The sequence below is a fragment of the Parvibacter caecicola genome, assembly GCF_003725335.1.
GTDB lineage: Bacteria > Actinomycetota > Coriobacteriia > Coriobacteriales > Eggerthellaceae > Parvibacter > Parvibacter caecicola.
In genome coordinates this window covers 265284-286563 of record NZ_QIBY01000002.1, presented here as the reverse complement: position 1 = coordinate 286563, position 21280 = coordinate 265284, and the positions used below count along the sequence as shown (strand labels likewise).

General features: G+C 63.5%; 13 protein-coding genes. 9 read left to right on the top strand and 4 right to left on the bottom strand.

Features of this window, described 5'->3' with window-relative positions; all coding sequences use genetic code 11:
• From DMP11_RS03150 to nrdG, 3 genes are all read left to right on the top strand, one after another.
• The coding region (locus DMP11_RS03150; protein WP_148041078.1) for a DEAD/DEAH box helicase at window positions 1–1378 on the top strand (1378 nt) is incomplete at its 5' end.
• Between the two features lie 627 nt (window positions 1379–2005).
• Entirely contained in the window at window positions 2006–4342 is a 2337-nt protein-coding gene (locus DMP11_RS03145; RefSeq protein ID WP_123185041.1) for an anaerobic ribonucleoside triphosphate reductase, read from the top strand.
• Between the two features lie 374 nt (window positions 4343–4716).
• Window positions 4717–5274, top strand: a complete 558-nt coding sequence (nrdG, locus tag DMP11_RS03140) for an anaerobic ribonucleoside-triphosphate reductase activating protein (protein WP_214647105.1) — start codon at window positions 4717–4719, stop codon at window positions 5272–5274.
• 97 nt (window positions 5275–5371) lie between these two features.
• On the opposite strand, the gene DMP11_RS03135 is transcribed toward nrdG, so the two are convergent.
• The gene (locus tag DMP11_RS03135; protein ID WP_123185040.1) at window positions 5372–5740 is read right to left on the bottom strand and encodes a hypothetical protein; all 369 of its coding nucleotides are present in this window, start codon (window positions 5738–5740) and stop codon (window positions 5372–5374) included.
• Window positions 5741–6322: 582 nt separating this feature from the next.
• Between DMP11_RS03135 and DMP11_RS03125 the strand changes: the two genes are divergently transcribed.
• Window positions 6323–11113, top strand: a complete 4791-nt coding sequence (locus DMP11_RS03125) for an ICP22 family protein (RefSeq protein ID WP_123185038.1) — start codon at window positions 6323–6325, stop codon at window positions 11111–11113.
• 200 nt (window positions 11114–11313) lie between these two features.
• Window positions 11314–12396 (top strand): mechanosensitive ion channel family protein, encoded by a 1083-nt coding sequence (locus tag DMP11_RS03120; protein WP_123185037.1) that lies wholly within the window; start codon window positions 11314–11316, stop codon window positions 12394–12396.
• Between the two features lie 212 nt (window positions 12397–12608).
• Here the strand turns inward: DMP11_RS03120 and DMP11_RS03115 are convergent, their stop codons facing one another.
• Genes DMP11_RS03115 through DMP11_RS03105 form a run of 3 tightly spaced genes read right to left on the bottom strand, consistent with a single transcriptional unit; the run spans window position 12609 to window position 14646 of the window.
• Window positions 12609–13382, bottom strand: a complete 774-nt coding sequence (locus DMP11_RS03115) for a DnaJ domain-containing protein (protein WP_123185036.1) — start codon at window positions 13380–13382, stop codon at window positions 12609–12611.
• Window positions 13375–14208, bottom strand: coding sequence for a DUF5685 family protein (locus tag DMP11_RS03110; RefSeq protein WP_123185035.1), 834 nt, complete (start codon window positions 14206–14208; stop codon window positions 13375–13377). Before DMP11_RS03110 ends, DMP11_RS03115 begins: the two co-directional genes overlap by 8 nt.
• Before the next feature lie 9 nt (window positions 14209–14217).
• Window positions 14218–14646, bottom strand: coding sequence for a hypothetical protein (locus tag DMP11_RS03105; RefSeq protein WP_123185034.1), 429 nt, complete (start codon window positions 14644–14646; stop codon window positions 14218–14220).
• A 166-nt stretch (window positions 14647–14812) separates the two neighbouring features.
• Here DMP11_RS03105 and DMP11_RS03100 point away from each other — a divergent pair, with 166 nt between their 5' ends.
• From DMP11_RS03100 to DMP11_RS03085, 4 genes are all read left to right on the top strand, one after another.
• Window positions 14813–15613 carry an MBL fold metallo-hydrolase gene (locus DMP11_RS03100; protein WP_214647106.1) on the top strand — a complete coding sequence of 267 codons (801 nt, stop codon included), beginning with the start codon at window positions 14813–14815 and terminating at the stop codon, window positions 15611–15613.
• Between the two features lie 225 nt (window positions 15614–15838).
• Window positions 15839–17194 (top strand): hypothetical protein, encoded by a 1356-nt coding sequence (locus tag DMP11_RS03095; RefSeq protein WP_123185032.1) that lies wholly within the window; start codon window positions 15839–15841, stop codon window positions 17192–17194.
• Between the two features lie 58 nt (window positions 17195–17252).
• On the top strand, window positions 17253–17927 hold the full coding sequence (locus DMP11_RS03090) for a metallophosphoesterase (protein ID WP_123185031.1): 675 nt from the start codon (window positions 17253–17255) through the stop codon (window positions 17925–17927).
• Window positions 17928–18052: 125 nt separating this feature from the next.
• Window positions 18053–21094, top strand: a complete 3042-nt coding sequence (locus DMP11_RS03085) for an AAA family ATPase (protein WP_123185030.1) — start codon at window positions 18053–18055, stop codon at window positions 21092–21094.
• Window positions 21095–21280: the final 186 nt, after the last annotated feature.

Sequence of the window (21280 nt, the reverse complement as noted above, 5' to 3'; positions counted from 1 at the left end):
CAACGGTGCCGCCAATGCCACCCCCTGCCGCTCACCCCTTCGTAGGGCAGAGATTCTATCTCTGCCTATCCAGCTGGATGGCGTCTGCGGCCCCGGCGCCCCCACCTTGGTGGTGTGCCCCGCCAGTCTGGTTTACAACTGGACGGCCGAGCTGGCCCGGTTCGCTCCGCAACTGCAGGTGGCGGCGGTGGCGGGCATCCCGGCCCAGCGGCAAACGGCCCGCAACCAGCCGGGTGTGCAGGTGCTGGTAACCTCCTACGATTCCCTGCGCACCGACGCCAAAGCCTGGGAGGCTCTGCCGCTGCGGGCAGCCATCCTGGACGAGGCCCACTACATAAAGAACCACGCCACCAAAACCACGCGCGCGGTGAAGCGGCTGCAGGCCTCGTGGCGCCTGGCCCTTACCGGCACACCGGTGGAAAACCGCCCCGCCGAGCTGTGGAGCATCTTCGACTTTCTCATGCCCGGCTTCCTGGGCACCGCCATGCGCTTCCGCGAACGTTTCGAGGCCCCCATCATCGGTGGCGACGAAACGGCGGCCCAACGTCTGGCGGCGCTGGTAGGCCCCTTCGTGCTGCGGCGCCTGAAGCGCGACGTGCTGCCCGAACTGCCGCCGAAGCTGGAAACCACGTTGGAGGTGCCGCTGCAAGGGGAGCAGCGCAAGCTGTACTTCGCCGCCGAGCAAAGCCTGCGGGAGCGGCTTAATTTGCAGAAGAACACGGCAAAGGCGCGCCGCTACGGTTACCCGGTGAAGGGGCTGGACGGCGGCGAGTTCAAAACTGTGGAAGTGCTGGCGGAGCTGACGCGGCTGCGGCAGATTGCGCTCGACCCGGCGCTGGTGTTCGAGAACTACCGCGGGGTAGGGGCCAAGCGCGGGGCCATCCTGGAGCGCATCGGCGCCGCGATGGATGCTGGCCAGAAAACGCTGGTGTTTTCCCAGTTCACGTCATTTCTGGACTTGTTGGCCCAAGACCTGCGGGCCCAAGGGGTGCCCTTCTTCTCCATCACCGGTGCCACGCCCAAGCGGCAGCGGCTGCAACTGGTAGAGCAGTTCAACTGCGGCGATGTGCCGGTTTTCCTGGTGTCGTTGCGGGCCGGCGGCGTGGGGCTGAACCTCACCGGTGCCTCGCAGGTGATACACGCCGACCCTTGGTGGAACTCGTCGGCCCAGAGCCAGGCCTCCGATCGCGCCCATCGCTTCGGGCAGCAAGAGGTGGTGAGCGTGTGCAACGTGGTGGCCGCCGGCACCATCGAGGCGCGCATGATGCAATTGCAGGAGATGAAGGCCCAGCTAGCGGATTTGCTGGTGGGCGCCGCCAACGGCGAGGCCTTGGGCACCCTCACCCCCGAGCTGCTAGCCGACCTTCTGGACAACTGACGCCCCCCTGACACACCGACACGCCCGCCCGGGAGCCCCCATGGGGCTCTGGCGCCGCAATATGACGCTAACCCCGTCCCCGTTAGCTCGCGTCCCCCGTCAGCTCGGCCGCAGCCCCGTTCCCCGGCTGCTCCGCAGCCGCCAGCATGCCTGGCTGTCCCTTTTTGTCGCGTTTTGCCGACTCTGTGACAAAACCACTGATTTTTCCGAGAAACGCAAGAGGATCGCCGCTCTTGCCGAGGTTGAGGGGCGTGGCGCGACGGGCTTATGCAGCTCTTGCCCCGAACCTCTTGCGGGAGCGATTCTGTCAACCCCTCTTCGGCAGAAAAATCTGTTGTTTTCGGCGCCGAAAAACACAATTTGTTCCCTTGCGTTCGATGGCGGGTGTTGTACTATATGTACGCGCGAAACGGAGCGGCCAACACAACATATTGTGTACAAATTGGCATATACTCTGTGGATAACCTGTGGGCGAAAACCGCAGATGTCCCGCTTGAACCAGCAAAACCCAGACGGGTAGAAATCGGTTGAAACGTTCGCACATGACCATATATGTTGGGGCGCGACGGAAGGTGAAAGTCGCGCCCTCTTTAACGTAGGGTGTTCTACAGGAAGGATCTGCGGGCAATGGTGGAACTTATCATCAAGAGGGACGGACGTACCACGGCTTTTCATCCGGAGAAGATTGCCGATGCTGTGGAAAAGGCGTTCTCCGCTTGCGCTGCCATGCAGGAGCGTTCGGTGGCCGAGGACATCGCCCATACCGTATGCGAGAAGCTGGAAGCCGGCGCCATCGAGGGCATTCCCACCGTTGAGGGCGTGCAAGACCTGGTAGAGGAAACCCTCATCGAGGCCGGTTTCGTGCAAACCGCCAAGGCCTATATCCTGTACCGCGCCGAGCGCAGCCGCGTGCGCGACGTGAACTCCCGTCTCATCAAAACCCTGAAGGACATTACCTTCTCGAAGGCGGCCGACTCCGACATGAAGCGCGAGAACGCCAACATCGACGCCGACACCGCTATGGGCACCATGCTGAAGTACGGCTCGGAATCCGCCAAGCAGTTCTACGAGATGTGTGTGATCGATCCTAAGTACGCCCGCGCTCACCGCGAGGGTGACATCCACATCCACGACATGGACTTCTACACCCTCACCACCACCTGCTGCCAAATTGAGCTGCGCAAGCTGTTCAAGGGCGGCTTTTCCACCGGCCATGGCGTGCTGCGCGAGCCCAACGACATCACCAGCTATGCCGCGCTGGCCTGCATCGCCATCCAGTCCAATCAGAACGACCAGCACGGCGGTCAGTCGGTGTGCGACTTCGACTACGGCCTGGCCGACGGCGTGCGCAAAACCTACCGCCGTCTGTTCAAGAAGCACCTGGCCGAAGCGGTGGACCTGCTGGGCGACGTGGCCGACGAGCGCACCTTCACCGAGAACCTGCTGGCCGAGGTTGAGGCGGAAACCGGTCGCGTGGCCTGTCTTGATCGCGATGCCGACTTCGACGACCGTGTGAAGGCGGGCCTGATGGAGGCGGGTATCTCCGACGAGGTGTGCGACACCATCCTGAACTACACCCACAAAAACGCCGAGCGCGACGCCGACCGCTCTACCTTCCAAGCCATGGAGGCGTTGGTGCACAACCTGAACACCATGCACTCCCGCGCCGGTGCCCAAACGCCGTTCAGTTCGGTGAACTATGGCATGGACACCTCCACCGAAGGTCGCATGGTTATCAAGAACATGCTGCTGGCCACTGAAAGCGGCCTGGGCGGCGGCGAAACCCCTATCTTCCCGGTGCAGATTTTCCGTGTGAAGGAGGGCGTGAACTACAACCCCGAGGATCCGAACTACGACCTGTTCAAGCTGGCCATGCGCTGCTCTGCCAAGCGCCTGTTCCCCAACTTCAGCTTCCTGGACGCGCCGTTCAACGCCCAATACTACAAGGGTACCCCGGAAACCGAAATCGCCTATATGGGCTGTCGCACCCGCGTGATGGGCAACGTGTACGACCCCACCAAGGAAGTCACCCCCGGTCGTGGCAACCTGTCCTTCACCTCCATCAACCTGCCGCGCCTGGCCATTCGTTCCAAGGGCGACCTGGACCTGTTCTTCGACCTGCTGGATTCCAAGTTGGCGCTGGTCACCGGCCAGCTGGACGAGCGCTTTGAGATTCAGGCTCGCAAAAAGGTGTACAACGCGCCGTTCCTCATGGGGCAGGGCGTGTGGATTGGCTCTGAGAACCTGAAGAACACCGACGAGCAGCGCGAGGTGCTGAAGAACGGCACCCTCACCACCGGCTTCATCGGCCTGGCGGAGTGCCTGGTGGCCCTTACCGGCAAGCATCATGGCGAAAGCGCCGAAGCGCAGCGGCTGGGCCTGGAGATTGTGGGCCATATGCGCAGCTACTGCGACCGCATCTCCCGCGAGCGCGGCATGAACTACACCCTTATTGCCACTCCGGCCGAGGGGCTGTCCGGCCGCTTCGTACGCATGGACCGCGCCCGCTACGGCTCCATCTCCGGCGTGACCGACCGCGACTACTACACTAATGGCTTCCACGTGCCGGTGTACTACAACATCTCCGCCTTCGACAAGGTGGCTACCGAGGCGCCCTACCATGCCCTCACCAACGGCGGCCACATCTCCTACATCGAGCTGGACGGCGACCCCACCGAGAACCTGGAGGCCTTCGAGGCGGTCATCCGTTACATGAAGGACTGCGGCATGGGTTACGGCAGCGTGAATCACCCGGTGGACCGCGACCCGGTATGTGGCTACAACGGCATCATCGAGGACGTGTGCCCCAAGTGCGGCCGCTCTGAAGATGCCCACAACCAGCCCTTCGAGCGCATCCGCCGCATCACTGGTTACCTAGTGGGCACGCTGGACCGCTTCAACGATGCCAAGCGCGCCGAAGAGCACGACCGCGTGAAACACGACGTGGTGGTCACCGAGGAGTAGTCGCCCGCTGAAAAAAAGGGGGCGTCAGGCGAGTGGCGCTGGGCCCCCGCAAATCCAACCACGTCAGACACGGGAAAGGCCGCCGCGGGCGGCCTTTCTTTATGCGGAAGGGGCGGCAATCTGGCCAAAAACCGCGCTTCTGTCAGAGATTCGCGAATGAAAGGCGGCAAGGAAGAGCGGTTTTTGGCCAGATTCTTCGGGGTTACGAAAAGCGAAGGGCAACTTTGACGTTTCGCGGATTTTAGGAGCCGATTTGGTGGGGGAAGCTTGCAGGGCTTTACAATGGCGAAGTTGTTATTGCGTGCCTGTCGCAGGGCCGCCATAGGCGGCTGCGACGGCAGGCGTTTGAGCCCGATAGGAAACCTGGTTTTGCCATGACCGAAGATCAGCTTCAGATGACCGTGCGCGTGTTCGGCACGGCGCAAGACTCCATAGTGGACGGCCCCGGGTTGCGCTATGCCCTGTTCGTGCAGGGGTGCTCGCATCATTGTGAGGGCTGCCACAACGCCAAAAGCTGGCCGGCCGAAGGGGGCACCCTCATGACACTGGGGCAAATTCTGGAGCAGGTTCACGGAAACGGGCTGGTGCGCTCGGTCACCCTTTCCGGGGGCGAGCCTTTCGAGCAGCCGGAACCCTTGGCGGTGCTGGCGGCTCAGCTGAAGGGGGAGGGTTACAACCTGTGGTCCTACTCCGGTTACACCTACGAGCAGCTGCAGGCTATGGCGGCGGAGCGGCCGGCGGTGGGGGAGCTGCTGGCGCAGCTGGATGTGTTGGTGGACGGCCCCTTCCGCAAGGATTTGAAGTCGCTGGGGCTTTTGTACCGCGGTTCGGCGAATCAGCGGCTGGTGGATATGCCCGCCACCCTGGCGGCCGGCGAAGTGGTGGTTTGGCAGCCCCCCGCCTTCGAGGTGCAGCAACCCTTGGAGTGGTAGGGCGTGGTAGGGCGTGTCGGGGGGACGTTCGCTTTTGGCACATGCGTGTGCCAAAAGCGAACGTCCCCCCGACACGCCACCCCCGTCTTCGTATATGCTACTTTTGAGCCATGGCTTCGGGGTTCTCGTTGGCGCCCAGGTCTTCGGGCACCGTTTCTTCTTCAAATTGGGTCTGCGCTTCTTGCTGAGCCTGGCTGGGAGTGAACCAGTCGCCGCTGACGGCGAAGGCAACGCACAGGGCCACGATGGCCGCCAGCGCCACAGCCGCCCAGATGAGGCCCGGGTGCTTGCGGGTGGAGCCTTCGGGGCCGCTGCGGTCTACCTCGAACTCCTGCATGGCGGGAAACTCCGGATCGGAGGCGGAGGATTCCAGCACGTCGGGCTCTTCGGCGGCCAAAGGGTCGCGCTTTGCGAACGCCTCCCGCTCGCGATGTTCGTTGCGATAAGTTTCCTCGGTCTTGCTCATGGCCTCTCCTCATGTCAGGGGGACGCTCACTTTTGTCATCCTCTATCTTTTTGCCCAAGCACCAACTGCGGTTGAGCCCCAGGCAGACATGGAACGTCCGCTCTACGACTGCGTGCGAAGCGGCTGGCAGGGGACGACGGGGGTGGCGCCATGCTGGGGCACTGAGCACCCCAGCATGGCGCCACCCCCGTCCCCCTTCCATCATGGGGCGAGCGCGGTGAAGAAGCGGCGCTATGCGGGGAATGTATCCAAGGCGGAAGAGGTTTGCTGCGCTTCGGAAAACGTCGGTGCCGGCCAGGGTGGTTCAGAGGGCCATTATTGACACCGAATTGTTGATTGAGCGTGGTTATTCTGCCATAATCCAAATACCTATGTACCAAGGTCAGGTGCCGCTTTTTCCAGGGCAACTGCGCAGGGCGCTCGCTATTGCCGCAAACCTGTCGGTCACATGCGTTTGTTCGTCAAGAAACGGGGTTAGAAATGAAAGACGGTCGGATGACGCAAAGAGAGGCAAGAGCCTCCTGGGGCTCAAGTGAGCAGGGGGGGGGTAGTCCTAACTGCCGCGTTGTAACGCGCGGGCGGATGCTCAAGCGCGCCATGGCGACGTTCTTGGCGCTGGTGCTGGTGCTGGGGCTGTCGCCCTTTGGTGCGCCGGCGCTGGCGGAAATGCCGCTGGGGACGGCGGTGTTCGCCGGGCTCGACGATGCCGGCGTGACCGGCGGTGCCGAAGCGAACCAGCCGCAAGAGGGCGCGCCCAGCGATGCAGACGAATCGCAGCCGATCGATGGCGCTGCCGATGGCGAAGAGGACAACGGGTCCGGCGAAGATGCGGTGCCGAGCGGCGATGGCGTCGCAGATGACGGCGCCGTCTCCTCGGGCCAGGAGGACACCCCGGCCGAGGGCGACGACGAACCCGATACCGCTGAAGCTGCTCCTGCCCCCGCCGCCCAGCCCGCAGTCCTGGCCGACGAACCCGATGCTTCCGACGAAGAACCCGCCGCAGAAGCCGCGCCCCAACCCCGCGCGGGTGTGAATGTGATCAACCCCGATGCGCGGGATGCGGCGGTCTTTGCGCCCGACACCATTGGCAAATCAGTTACTAATCCCAGCACCGGGGTAACGCAAAGCGGTTTTGTGGGGATGGTGGGCTCGTTGCAGATTAACGTGACGGGCAATACGAACGTCCGGGGCAAGTACGACACCCTGAACGGCCAGGCCGTGCATTCGTCTCGCGTAGGGGACGAGTCGGCTTTGGTGGGCTATAGCCTGGAACCGCTGAACGGCAGGAATATCGGAGGTGATGCTGCGACCAACACCAATTCCAGTTCGGCGGAGCTGGTGGCCGATGAGGGGATTGCCGTTCGCAACATCCAGGCGGCGTATCTGGTGGTGGCGGCTACGCAAAACTACGCATCTACCGGCGGGAACACCGCGCTGGGGCATACGCCCCTCAGCCACTACGGTTTCTGCTTCATGGGACCGAAAGGCGAAATAAACCGATACTTCCCCGAGGTGATATACCATGACAGCGAGAAGAACCGGGCGGCCTGTTTCTTCGATGTGACCGACTTTGTGAAGAGTCAGGGTTATGGCTGGTATTCTGCCATCAATATCCCTTCGGGGACCCGTGATGGCGCTGCCGCCGCAGGCGGGGACTACTTCGCTTCCTGGAAGCTGATTGTGGTGGAGGAAAACGAAGATCTGCGCCCCCGCATGTTGCGCTTGCTGCTGGGCGGCACAAGCCTTACGAGCGGTCGTGCTGCCACGGTGAACATTGATGGCGTCGGCCTGAGCGTAGCCAAAGAGCCCACCGGTGAGATTATGGCTGCTATGGACGGTAGCGATATCGGCAGCAGTGCTCAGTCGTTCCAATATGCCGTTAACGGTTCGGGATCTTTTACCAAGGTTGAGAACCCCGATAAACAGCGCACCCAAAGATATTTTTCCAATTTGAGCATCGACAATAAAGACCGTCTGGTAGAAACCTCGTTTGATCCGAGAGCCCGCCTGGCAAATTCAGGAGGCATCGAAACCGCCTTCCCGGGCGGCAAGAAAATCCACAATACCGACTTGTTCGTGGCCGATATTGTTCCTGAATCCAGCAAACCCACGAACAAGGTGATGACACTGGCCGGAGGGGAAACGAGCGTAACCGCACGGGTGTCTTCTACTGATGAGCCGGCCATCCTCACGGCTGTGGGCATGGCGGTGGATATTGTGACCCCGGTGTTGGAAACCAAGATGTCCGTTGCCAACCTCACTCAGCATTACTCCACTTCCGATGAGGGATACAACCCCCGCGTCAACTATGCCAACGAAGGCGACACTTTGCGCGTTACCACGGTGAGCGAGAATGTAACCAATGACAACCGCTACATCGGGCTGGAGAGCCCGGTGTTCACGGTGACTATCGATTCGCTCAAGACCCTCAATCGCGAATCTATCACTGCATATTTTTCGTCAGCCGAATCCAGTAACGGCAAGGATCCCCTGGTGAATAAGAAATTCGAGCTGGACGTGTTGCGGGTGGACAAAAACGAAGACGGCAGCTTTACCATTGAGGTGGCCACGAACGACACCACCAACGTGATTACCACCCAGGGCTTCTTCGAGATTACCTGCACCGGCGAGGCGAAGGCCAGCACCAGCTACAAGGAATACGTGAACCGCGCTTCGGTGCGGGGCAAATTCGTTGACGAAAGCGCTACCCATCACGACTTCGAGATGACCAACTTGGGCGTTGCCACGGTGAAGAGCTCTTCCGACAAGCCTTCGTATCCTTTGACGGTTACGGCGGTGGGGCCGGGCAAGGTGGCTGGCACGGCGAAGTATTACAGCGGTGACGCCGCCAAGATTTCTTGGGAAGCGGACGGCGACGCGCAAGTGGTGGCGGTGTTCGAGGACTCCTCGGTGCGCGACGATTTGGTGGCTCAGTCCGCCCCGGCGGGCCGCAGCCTGCCGGCGGCCCGCACCGCCCGCGCGCTGGCGCCACGGGCCGACCTTGCCAACAGCGCCACCGTCACCATGGGCAGCAAGCCCAAAGAGGTGATTGTGGTGTTCAAGGCCAAGCCCGCCGATGACGATCCCTCCAACACCCCCGGCAGCGACGACACCCAGGACGACACCTTCTCGGTGAACGCCATCGCCGACAGTGGAGTGGAGGGCATGACCGACAGCGGCACGGTGACCGCCGGCAGCAATTATTCCGTGGGTTGGTCGGTGAAGCCCGGCTACCGCATCACCTCCATCGAGGTGGACGGCGTGGCGGTGCCCTTCGACGAGAGCACCAACTCCATCGACTTCAGCAAAATCGGCGCCAACCACACAGTGAAGGTGCTCACCCAGCGGGTGGCCACCGACGGCTCGGACGGCACCTGGATGGTGAGCACCACCATCAGCGGCCCCGGCACCATTTCCCCTACCACTGTGGTGAAGGCCGGCAGCAGCTATAAAGTGTCGTGGGCGCCGCAGGCCGACTCCACCGACGCGGTACTGTCGCTGGTGAAGGTGGACGGCAAGGTGGTGTACGACGAGTACCTGAACAACCCCAAGACCGACACCGACAACGCCAATAACGCCGGTATGACCGAAATCGACTTCAACAACATCACCGGCAACCACTCCGTTGAGGTGGTGTACCGCGGCACGGCGGCAGATAACACTTACTCGCAGGATTACGTGGTGGACACCAAAATAAGCGGCGGCCTGGGGGAGATTTCCCCGTCGGTTACGGTGCCGGAAAGCTCCACCAGCGACGTGACCATCACCGTTACCCCCAAGGATGGCAGCACCGTGGAAGCGCTGTACCTGCAGCGTGGCTCGGTGAAGCAGCTGCTGGAGAACGGCAAAGACGGTGTGGTGATCACCACCGACGCCGACGGCAAGGTGACGGTAACGCTGCCGCGCGGCCTGATCGACTCCGATTACACGGTGGAGGCGGTGTTCACGTCGCCCGGCAGCTCGAGCGGCCCCGGCACCAACCCCAGCACCAGCTACACCATCACCACCGCCATCGCCGGTGGCTCGGGCGGCAAGATCACCGCTACTCAAATCGGCATCGGGGCGGGGGAGAGCCGCACCATCACCTGGCAGTCCGACTCCGACCGCCATGTGACGGCGGTGATGGTGGACGGCAAGATGCGCGACGACCTGCTGACCGCCGGTAAGGTGGACTTCTCCAACATCCGCGGCGACCACAGCGTGGTGGTGTATGTGTCCGAGAAGGAAAGCAACTCTGGCCCCGGCACCAACCCCGGCGACAAGCCGGTGAACCCCGACAACCCCAACGGCCACGACCCCACGGTGCCCGACCCCACCAACCCCGAGAAGCCCGGCACGCCCGGCAATCCGGGTGGCATTCCGGGCGAGAAGGGCGACGAGAAATACCTGTACGTGAACGTGGTGACGGTGGGCCCGGGCGATGCGTCGCCGTCGGTTTCGGTGCGCCAGGGCGGCTTTGCCGAGGTGTCCTGGACGGCCGCGAAGGGCCACCGGGTGAAGTCGGTGACGGTGGACGGCATCGAGCGGCTGGACCTCATGCGCGATTTGGCTAAGGGCGCGCTGTCGTTCGAGAAGATGCAGCGGGACCACAACGTGGTGATTGTCTTCGAGGAAGACCCCGACCACGTGCCCGATCCGGACGACCCGAACGACTCCGACCCGCGACCGGTGATCGACCCCGAGCAGCCGGACAGCTATTCGCTGATCACTACCGAGATTCTGGGCGGCGCCGGCACCATCACCGGCAACAGCTATAACCAGCCCGGCAGCAACCGCGTAATAACCTGGGCCCCGGCCGAGGGCTACTACGTGAAGGCGGTGTACGTGGACGGCAAGGAAGTGCCCCTCACCGAGGGCATGACCAGCTATGAGTTCACGGCGCTGGAGGGCGGCAAGCACCATTCGGTTGAGGTTCGCATGGCGCCCCTGGTGCCTGACCCCGAGGAAGAGCCCAAAAAGCCGGAAGTGGTCATCGACAAGCCCATCGACATCCCGCCGATGCCCGGCGGCAAGGTGACTCCGGAGGACATTCTGGACATCGTGAAAAAAGAGCTGGGCGACGAGCTGCCAAAGGGCACCCCTGAGGTGATCATCACCAAGGATGGCAAGACGGTGGACGAGATTGACCAGTCGGTGCCGGGCACCTACGTCATTGAGCTGGTGTACACCGACGAAGACGGCAACCAGAAGGTGGTGCGCCTTACCTATGTGGTGAAAGGTGAGGCTGGCGAGAAGGGCGAAGCGGCCAGCCCTGGGCGGCTCCTGCCCCGCACCGGCGACGACCTGGGCGGTGTTGCCTGGGGGATGGGCGCAGCCGCGGTGGCTGCGGCAGCCATTGCCTTTGTTGCCCGTCGCAAGATAGGCCGCCTGTAGCGCAGCACCGCCTGAGGCGCGCCTTTGAGCGCAATTGCAAAGCGCCGACCGCACTCCGCGGCCGGCGCTTTGTTTTGGGGAGGGCTGACGGGGGACGTTCACTTTTGTCACCTGGTGACAAAAGTGAACGTCCCCCTGACACACGCGTAAACTTCGCCGTCCGTGGGCGTTCGGGTAAAAAATGCCTCTATAATGGGGTTATGGAACAAGACCTCAGCATATTCGAGAAGTTCGTGCGCTCCGACTGGGCCGGCACCGTGGTGGGCGTTGTCGCCATCGTGTTCCTAACGCTGGTGGTGTCGCGCATTGCCACCACCGCCATTCGCCGGTTGCTGAAGAAGACCACGCTGCTCCCCGCCAGCTCCATTTTCGTGAACCTGGTGCGGGCTCTGGTGTGGATCATCGGCATCAGTTGCGTGCTTTCCATCTGCTTCAACGTGAACGTAAGCGCCATCATCACCGCGCTGGGCGTTGGCGGCATTGCGGTTTCGCTGGGCATGCAGGACACCATCTCCAACCTCATCGGCGGTTTTCAGGTAAGCGTGGCCCGCATCGTGAAGCCGGGGGACAACATCCAGGTGGGCACGCTGAGCGGCATCAAGGGGCGCGTGACCGATGTCACCCTGCGCTACACCCATATGGTGAACGGCGACGGCGACCGCATTGTCATTCCCAACTCCATGCTGAACTCGAACGCCATCGTGCACCTTGACCCTATTTGCGAAGTGAACGTGCCGGTGGTAGTTACCTATAACGAAGAGCGGCTCACCTGGGTGGCTCATCACATGGAGGATGCCGCCGCCAAGGCGGTGGCACGGGTGTCGAAGCTGAAAAAGGGGCCGCAGGTGCAGTTTTCTTCCGTCAACGAGCACGGATTCGCGGGGGTGCTGTTCTTCACCATCTCCGATCCGGCCCGCATTGACGATGCGGCCGATGCCGCCATTCGCGCCATTGCCCCTTACGTGCATGCGCATCCGGTGGAGCAGATGATGGACGTCATGGAAAGTCTGCAGGTGCAGGCCCATAACGCGCCCGTGCCCCAGGTGCTGAAGGCGGTGGATCACGAGCTGGCCTCCGATGCCCTGCTGGAAGGGACGGGCGCCATGGAGCCGGTGGTGCCGACGAATGCGGCGGAAAAGGCGTCTGTCGCGCAGCAGCCAGCGGGGGCCAGGAATGCTTCTGCACAGGAAACAGGGCCAGACGCTGGCGAAGGGGAGGATTCGACACCGGCCAAGAAGCCCCACCACCGACGCCTTCGCCGGTTGTTCGAGAAAGAGCAGTAGCGGGGTCTCCGGGTGACGTTGAGCTTGTAGTTCTGGCCAAAAAGTGCGCATGTGTCAGGCGCTCCAATGTAGCGAGGGCGGAAAAATGCCTCCGCGAGCCGTGAGCAGCTTTAAATGCCAAAGATACAATCGAAAAAGAACAAATTTGGCACGGTAGCATCCGCAATTGGTCTGACAGTGATGCGGTTTTGGCCAGATTGCAGTCGTTGCCGCTACAGGCAGAACAAAAACGGCTGGCACAGGCTGGGGGCGCACAGCAAGCAGCAGCACAGGGTGGTGGGGTCGATGCCTGTCATGGAGAAGCCGCGGCTTTCCCCTTGTTGCTGGTAGGCCTGCCCGCCGCGGGCGAAGGTACGCTCGGCGGCCAGATAGTCGCTGTTTTGCGGATCCATCTTGCGGGCGCGGCGGATGCGCTCAAGGGCGGCCGCTTGGTTGCCGGCTCCGTGATTGGCGATGGCGCTGAGATAGTACCAGCGGGCCGTGTGCTCTTTGGCAGGAATGTTGTCCAGAATGCTGACGGCCGCCCGATAGTTGCGGTTGTTGATGTAGGAGATGGCCGAGCGCACTTCGGCCGAGTCCGCCGCCGAAACCTCCGGGTGGATGACGCCGGTAACCGGCGCGCCGCCGAAGATATCGTCCCAGCTCACGTACACGTACTGGGGGCCGCTGCCGTAGGGGTTGCCGTAAGGGTTGCGAGGGCCCGCCCCCGGCGCCCCCCCGTAGGGGTTTCCGCCGAAGGGGCTGCCGTAGCCGGAGGTGTAAGGGGCGCCGTAGCCGCGCCGCCGCGCCTCTTCCCGGGCGTACTTCTCAGGGTTGGTGATGCGGTCGTAAGCCTCGTTCACCTTGTTCATGCGCTCGGCGGCGGAAGGGTCGTCGGGATTGAGGTCGGGATGGTTCTCGCGCGCTTTACGGCGATAGGCCTTCTTGATCTCTTCCTCGCTGGCGTTCTTGCTCACGCCGAGTATTTCGTACGGGTCTTCAGTCACGGGCTTCCGGGCTCTCTTTCGGGGCGTAGAGCTTGTTGAACTGCTGCCAAACCCCCGAGTACAGCACGCTGCGCATCAGGTGAGCGTCTTGCACCAACGGCAGCCGCTCGAAAACGCGGGCCGCCTGGCCGGCGATTCCCGCCAGCAGCGTCTGCATCTCGCAGGGTTGGAATTCTGCATATACTAACGGATTGTAATTGCCGGAAGCGCGGTCGTCCTCGTAGTCCACCGCTGCATCCATAAGGTAAACAAACCGTCCCAAGTGGTAGCCCAGCTGTTGCATGTCGCTTTCCCAGAACCCCTGGTTCGCGGCGAACAGCTGCCCCAGCAGAAGGCCGAACTCGTGGGCGGCGGCGTCGGGCGGGGTGGCGGCGCCGGCGCCTTCCAGCTGGGTTATGCGGGCCATGGCCTGTTCGATGGCGGCGCACTGGGCGGGAATGGCCTGCTGCGCCTTGCGGTAGGCGCCCTTTAGCACAGCGGCGCTGGTGCGGGCTTTTAGGCTTTGGTCGTCGCGCCAGTCGTCCAGGCACTTGTGGTAGGCCAGCGCCACGGTGAGGTGGGCGGCGTAGGTGGTGCAGCAGTTGCGGGTGAAGCTGCGGCCGCCGCCTGGGTGCATGATGCAGTGGTTGGGGCCGCTTTCTTCGGCCGGCTCTTGCAGCGAGCTGGCCAGCAGGACGTAGAAGGTGAGGTCGTAGGTGAGGCACAGCCGACTGGCTTGGCCGTAGCGCTGCTTCAGTTCTTGGCACAGGCCGCAGTAAACCGCCTGGTAGCGGGCTTTCTCTTCCTCCGACAAGGTGGACAGGTTGGCAATCACGTAGCCGAACACGGGCGCACCTTACGACTTGATCTTGGTTTTGGCGCCGCATTTGGGGCAGGTAACCTGCAGGGTGCCTTTGTCTTTCGGTACCGACAGCGACTGGCCACACTGGGCGCATTTGAAGTACTTGGTGGTTTTGCGGTTCTTGATACGGGCGCTCAGGCGGCGCATCTTCGCTTGGGGGCTGCGGATGAACGCTTGGAAACGGGCATTTTCCAGCGCGCGGGAGGCGATGTTTTTCGAGTACATGCGGAAGCATGCGTAAATGAGAAAGGCCAGGCTGAGCCACGAGAAAACGGGCAGCCCCGTGAGCGGGCCTATCAGGAAATCCACCAGCATGCACACGATGCCGGCGCCGATGGACCACTGGGCCAGGGCGTCCACGCCGTTGCGGCCCATCATGAAAGCGGCCATTTTCTGGCCCAAGTTGTTTAGGAAGTTGCCCATGGGAGGCGGTGCCTTTCGTTGTGGGTGCCGGCGCGTGCCGGCGGCAGGTTTCGCCTTTAATTGTAGCCGCAATGCTGTGGGGGCTTTATCTTCCACGAACACTCCACGGTTTTGCAGGGGTGAACTGTTACCATGGCTAGCACGTTTTTTGAGGAGGTGGGCGCCGGTGTGCTTGAAGTTGCATGTGCTGGCCAGCGGCAGCAAGGGCAATGCCGCCATTGTGGAAAATGCTGCCACGGGGGAGGGGCTGCTGATCGACTGCGGCCTGTGCAAGCGCGACTTTCTGGCCCGCGCCGCCGAAGCCGGCTTCGATGTGCGGCGGCTGCGGGGCGTGCTTGTTACCCACGCCCATTCCGACCACACCAAGTGCCTGGGGGTGGTGCTGCGGAGCCTAGCGAAGGAAGGAGTGCGGGTGCCGCTGTACGCTCATCCGGAAACGGTGCGGGAGAGCGGCCCTTTGCAGCAGGTGCGCGATGACGGCCTGGCTGAGCTGCGGCCCTTGGCGGCGGGGGATGTGTTGGGGCTGGCGGGGATGCAGGTGCACCCCTTCGCCACCAGCCACGACGCGGCGGTTTCCTTCGGTTTTCGGGTGGAATGCGAAGGGGAGGCGCTGGGGTACCTCACCGATAGCGGCTGCGTGTCGGCGGCGGCCCACGAGGCGCTTTCGGGGGTGCGGCTGCTGGCGCTGGAGTCGAACCACTGCCCGTCGATGCTGAAAACATGCGGCTATCCCTATTACCTGCAGCAGCGCATTGCCTCCGATGAGGGGCACCTTTCCAACAGTCAGGCGGCCGATGAGCTTGCGGCGCTGCTGCATCCGGGGCTTGAGGCGGTGGTGGCCATGCATGTTTCCCAAGAGAGCAACACCTACGTCATTCCGCGCCGCACGCTGGGGCAGGTGCTGGCGGATGCCGGCCATTCGGCCCAGCTCTCCGTGGCCCTGCAGCAGCAACTGGTTTCGCTGTAACGGCGTCGGTGCAACCGAAAGGCTCTCCGCGCCGTGGTGGCGTATGATTTTAAAAATGCTGAAAAAAATTCAGCATTTTGATTGACTGCTGATTTTTTTGATGTATATTTAGCCTTAGCAAGAGGTATTTGACCGTCGCGGCAGCTGCTGGCAGGTGCGCTGGCAACGGTTTTGGCCGCGACAGCAAAGGTTGTTCGGGCGTGCGGCAGCGGAAGGGGGGTGGCTATGGCGCGGCTCATGGTGCGGCTGGACCCGCAAACGCAGCAGGCGATGGATTCGCTGCGGGAGGAGATGGGGCGACAGGCGGGCAAGAAAATGCCCTTCGGCAGCGTGCTGGATCATGTGACGGAAGCGCTTGCGGCCGACCTGCCCTCCATCGATTGGAAGGCAGTGGAGGAATCCGCCACGGCCGCCCAAGCCACAGCGGGCGGCACGCGGCAGACCACCTTCATCGTTTCCCGCCAAACGGAAGCGGCGGTGGCCAGTGCGAAAGCGGCCATGGGGGCGGCTCTTCGCAAACAGAATCCGCTGCTGCCCCTGGTGATGCGCCTGCTGTTTGCCGCTTATGGGCTGAAGGAGCAGGGGGCGCTGCCGCTGCAAGCGCAGGAAGCGCCACTGGATGCAGCCCAGGCGCAGCGGCTGATGGCGGTGGCGCGGGCAAACGCGCTGGGCTTCGAGGCGCCGGCGGTGCTGGGGGGCGCCGATGTGTACCTGGCCTCCAACGGCTGGGTGGATTCGACGCTTTGCACCCCCGACGAACCGCTGTTCGCGAACGACCCCGCCATGGCCTTCCCGGCGTTCGACCGCCGCGACGGCGCTGGCTTCTACAACTGCTTTTGGCCCGAACTGTGGGCGCCGGTGCGCCAGGCGCTGGCGGATGGGCCGCGCAGGGGGCTGAACTACGGCTATCCGGCGCGGCGCGACAACCTGCCCCGAGGGTTTTGCCTGGCCCCGTTCGCGCCGGTATTCGGCGGCGTGGCGGCGGGGGACAGCCTTGCCGGAGTTCTGCCGGCGGGCGAAGAAAGCCCCGAGCAGTGGCTGGCCCAGCGACGGTGGTTGGTGGAGGTGTCGCCCGTGTTGGTGCGCGAATATCAGCGCCGTTACCGCTGTTTGGCCAACTACCTGCCCCTGCCCGCTGCGCTGGGGGACTTCAAGGGGAAGAGCGCTCAGGTGAGGGGCTTTCCCGATGTGTTCTTGGAAGCGGTGCGCCTGGGGTACGTGGCCGCAGGCGCCGTGGACGGCCCGCTGCGGCAGCAGCTGGAAGAGTGCCGCAGCTACTTCGCCCGGTTCGGCGAAGGGGAGGCTGGTTGGCAGGCGTTTGCCCGGCAGAACTACCTTCTGGGCAGTTTTGTGGACGAGGCCTACGGGGTGGTGCCCTTGTTCCCGCGGCCCCAGGGGCTTGCGCCGGCGCCGGCGCAAGCGGCGATGCCCCGCGATGGCGCTGAAACGTTGCAGCTGGTGAACACGGCGCTGCTGCTGATGGGCCGTCGGGCGCGCGTGCTGGCGGAAGCGGCCGGCAGCCCCGCCTTCATGGATTACCTGGCATCGACCGATATCGATTGGACGGAAGCTGGCGAATAGTCGCGGCGTCCGGCAAACATTTTACGAGCCCCGCGAGAAACGGCAAGGAGGACCGACTATGGCCTGCATCTATGCGATGAGCGATATCCATGGCGAAATCGACGCCTTCCTGAAGGCGCTCGAAGCGGTGGACCTGGCGCAGCCCGAGGCCCGGCTGCTGCTTCTGGGCGACTTCATCGACCATCAGTTCCAGAAGCCGGAGATATATTATTTGGTGATGGACCTCCAGCGCCGTTATCCGGGCCAGGTGATTTGCCTTTTGGGCAACGTGGACGAGTTCTACGCCCAGGCGCTGCGCATCCAAGGGGCGGCGGCCCAAGACGAAGGGGCGCGCCGCATTTTCCAGTGGATTTCCGCGCTTCCCCGTTTTTACGAAACCGAGCGGCAGATTTTCGTGCACGCCGGCATCGATGAAGAAGCGGGCGACTTGTGGCGCTACGGCACCGAGGAGAGCATCTTCACCGGGAAATTCCCTCCTACGCAGGGCTCTTTTGAGAAGGATATCATCGCGGGCCATGTGGGCACCGCCAGCGAGTACTTGGCAAACGATCCGACATTCCATGAGGTGTTCTGGGATGGCCAAAGCCACTATTTTCTTGACGGTTCCAGCGAGTTTTCCCATGTGGTGCCGGTGCTGAAGTTCGACGAGGAACGCGGCGCCTACAGCACCTTCAGCTGGAGCGAGGCCGAAGGCCGCTTCTTTGAGCAGCTGGTGGAGCCCTTCCGCACCTAGCGCGGCGGCGGGCGTCGGTCCCCACCCCCATCTTCATCAGCAGGACCATTCCCCTTGGAGACAAGGGGCAGGCCGTTGCTGCCCGATTCGGCAGCGGGGCCTGGGCAGAGACAGGAGGAAATAGCATGAGATATTTCACGGTGAACTTCACCACCGACGAGGGGCGTCGGTTTCCATGGGACCGCGTGAGCCATTTTCCGGCGAAGGTGCTGGATGGCCATACCTATGTTTCGCCTGATGAATCGTTTGGTTCCTATAACCGCGATGAACGCTGGCCCTTTCGGCTGCAGGTGGCCACCCGCCTGGGCGTGGTGGACGAGGCCGCGCTGAAGGAGACGCTGCTGGATTTGTGCGTCGAGTGGGACGTGCCGGGGCAGATAGAGTGCACGGGCATCCGGGAGGAGTCGTTTGCCAGCTGTTTCGGCACCTTCACGGGGGTGTCCACGCGGCGCGTTGCGGAGATTTCGCGGCTGCTGTGCGCCAAGGAGTATTTCGAGGTGCGGCAGGAGCCCGACTTTGTGGAAGAGGAGCGGCTGGAGGCGTCGTTGGGATTTGCCAGCGAGATGGAGTTGGCCCGGAAGGCCCGCTGCTCCAATGCGCTGTGCGAAGAGCTGCAGCGCATTGAGGAATCGCGCAGCGTGGCGGCCGGCGCGTTGGCTGGCAGCGAGGCGTTCTGCGGCGTGGCGGCGGCCCCGGCTGGCGGGCGTGGCGTTGGCGGAGCGCTTGCCTGCGCATCTGCGGAGACCGTTGCGGTTGGGGTAGGGGCGAGCCGCGACGTGCCCGGAGGTGTGGCCGGCGCGTTTGCGCCGGCAGTGGCGCTGGGCGAAGGCGAAGGCGTGGCCCCCAGCCCGTTGTTCACGCCGGCGTTTTATCTGGTGGAAGCCGCGGGCCAGAGAGAGTCCCGGGCGGCGACGGACGTGCTGGTGCAGGCGCTGAACCGCTGCGGTCGGCTGCCCAGCACCACCGTGCTGTTCATGGATTTGGATCGCATGAGTTGGAACAGCTCGTCGCAGCGGTCGTTTCGTTGGTTTTGCGAATGCCTGAACGAGGGCTTCATGGAAACGCTGGCGGGCAACAGCTTGGTGGTGCGCTATGGCGCCTTCGACGGGCGGGACGGCTTCGAGCCCCGTTGCTACAAGGTGCTGACGCGGCTGCTGGAACTGGCGAAGGGGCGCGAAGACGGCGTGCAGCTGTTCGTGAGCATCCCGCCGGGCCGCGATGACCTGCGCCAACGCATCGCCAACCAACTGGAAGTGCCGCTGGTGGAACTGCGGCGCAACCCGTCGGCCGCGCGCGGCGGCGCTTCCGCGGAGGCCGTATGGTCGCAGTTGGAGGCCCTGGCGCGCGAGAAGGGCCTGGCCCCCGATCGGCGGCTGCGCGAGATGTTGGAACAGCGCTGCGAGGACCGCTCTTTCGACGATGTGTCCCAGGTGTTCTGGGAGTGGCGCCGCGAGAAGCTGACGCGCCAGGGCTTTCTCGCCTATGAGCCGATCGCGCAGGACTTCCGACGCCGCCAGCAGAGCAAAAAGGGCGGCGCGCTGGAGCGGCTGGAGGCGCTGGTGGGGCTTGGGCCGGTGAAGCAGCAGGTGCGCGATTTGCTGGCCCGCGACGCCATGAACGCCGAGCTGTCCCGGCAGGGGCTGCCTTGCGTGGAGTTCAACCGCCACATGGTGTTTTCGGGGGCGCCGGGCACCGGTAAAACCGAGGTGGCCCGCATTTACGCCGACATCCTGAAGGAGCAGCGGGTGCTTTCCGAAGGGCGGCTGATCGCCCGCGCCGGCACCGATTTGCCCGGCATCGACTTGGACGAGCTGTTCGAAGCGGCGCGGGGCTCGATGATTTTCATCGACGAGGCCTACGCGCTGCTGGGCTTCGACGGCACCATCGCCCGACTCATCGCGCTGATGGAGAACTATCGCGACGAGGTGGTGGTCATCCTGGCCGGCTATCGCGACCACATGGAGGCGCTTCTGCGCAGCAACCCCGGCTTCCGCTCCCGCATAGGCTTTCACCTGGACTTTCCCGATTATTCGCCGGAAGAGAAGCTGCAAATTTTCCAGTCCATGGCCCGCGCGAAGGGGATAGATGTGCCGCCGCGCACGCTGGAGGCGGTGCGGGATGTGCTGGCGCGGGGCGGCGTGCGCGACGACGAGGGCAACGCCCGGTTCGTGCGCAACTTGTTCGAGGATGCCTGCGGGCGGCAGCAAGTGCGGCTGGCGAATGCGCGGCCGGCAGAGGGTTGGACGTCGCAGCTGCTGCAAACGCTGGAGCCGCAGGACGTTTTGGGGAAGGCGACGCCCGCGGTGGCGGGGCCAGCGAGCGCCCGCAGCCAGCTGGAGGAGCTGATTGGGCTTTCCGAGGTGAAGCGCCTGGTGAATGGCCAGATTGACTTCATGCGGGCCCAAAAGGTGCGGCGCGATCGCGGCATGGCGGCGCCGTTCCTGCCCCTGCACATGGCCTTCGCCGGCAACCCCGGCACCGGCAAAACGGAGGTGGCGCGGCTGATGGGGCGCATCCTCAAAGAGGAGGGGGTGCTGTCGGTAGGGGATTTCTTCGAGTGCGGCCGCCAAGATTTGGTGGGGCAGGCGGTGGGGCACACGGCGCCGAAGGTGGAAGCGCTGTTTCGCAAGGCGAAGGGGTCGGTGATCTTCATCGACGAGGCCTACAGCCTGTGCGAGGGCTACAACGGCTTCGGCGACGAGGCGGTGGCGGCCATCATCGACCAGATGGAGAAGCTGCGCCACGATGTGGTGGTGATCCTGGCCGGATACCCGCGCGAGATAGAGCAGTTGCTGGCTATGAATCCCGGCTTCAAGTCGCGGGTGCGCTGCCGGCTGGATTTTCCCGACTATTCGCCGGAGGAGCTGTGCGCTATCGCCCGGCTGATGGCGCGCCAGCGTGGGTTCGCGCTTACGGCGGGTGCGCAGGCGGCAGTGGCGCGGGCGGTGCGCGGGGCTGGCGGAGAAGAGGGCTTCGGCAATGCCCGGTTCGTGCGCAACCTGCTGGACGATGCCCTGGTGGCCCAGGCGGTACGGCTGGCAGCGGGCGATGCGGGCCTGGACGCCTTGAGCGACGAGGCCCTCACCACCCTGGAGGCCGCCGACTTCGCCACCGCCCCCACCCCGGGCGCAATCCGCCGCCACCCCGTCGGCTTCCGCGCCGCCTAACCCATGACAGGAACCCATGACAGGGGACGGGGTAACGTCAGGTTTTGAAGCTGAGCCGGTTGGGCAGAATATATTCTCAGGTCGAATTCGTAGGGCAGAGATTCTATCTCTGCCTTCGCGTTTCTGGGGCAGGGGGAAGGGCGGGGGCAGCCCAAGTCGCTCAGACAGTCCTGCTTTGGGAAAAGC

What these genes read in the sequence shown, in the direction of transcription:
- DMP11_RS03145 (WP_123185041.1), top strand. Translation starts at nt 2,006, where the DNA reads ATGGTGGAACTTATCATCAAGAGGGACGGACGTACCACGGCTTTTCAT.
- nrdG (WP_214647105.1), top strand. Translation starts at nt 4,717, where the DNA reads ATGACCGAAGATCAGCTTCAGATGACCGTGCGCGTGTTCGGCACGGCG.
- DMP11_RS03135 (WP_123185040.1), bottom strand. Translation starts at nt 5,740, where the DNA reads ATGAGCAAGACCGAGGAAACTTATCGCAACGAACATCGCGAGCGGGAG.
- DMP11_RS03125 (WP_123185038.1), top strand. Translation starts at nt 6,323, where the DNA reads ATGCTCAAGCGCGCCATGGCGACGTTCTTGGCGCTGGTGCTGGTGCTG.
- DMP11_RS03120 (WP_123185037.1), top strand. Translation starts at nt 11,314, where the DNA reads ATGGAACAAGACCTCAGCATATTCGAGAAGTTCGTGCGCTCCGACTGG.
- DMP11_RS03105 (WP_123185034.1), bottom strand. Translation starts at nt 14,646, where the DNA reads ATGGGCAACTTCCTAAACAACTTGGGCCAGAAAATGGCCGCTTTCATG.
- DMP11_RS03095 (WP_123185032.1), top strand. Translation starts at nt 15,839, where the DNA reads ATGGCGCGGCTCATGGTGCGGCTGGACCCGCAAACGCAGCAGGCGATG.
- DMP11_RS03090 (WP_123185031.1), top strand. Translation starts at nt 17,253, where the DNA reads ATGGCCTGCATCTATGCGATGAGCGATATCCATGGCGAAATCGACGCC.
- DMP11_RS03085 (WP_123185030.1), top strand. Translation starts at nt 18,053, where the DNA reads ATGAGATATTTCACGGTGAACTTCACCACCGACGAGGGGCGTCGGTTT.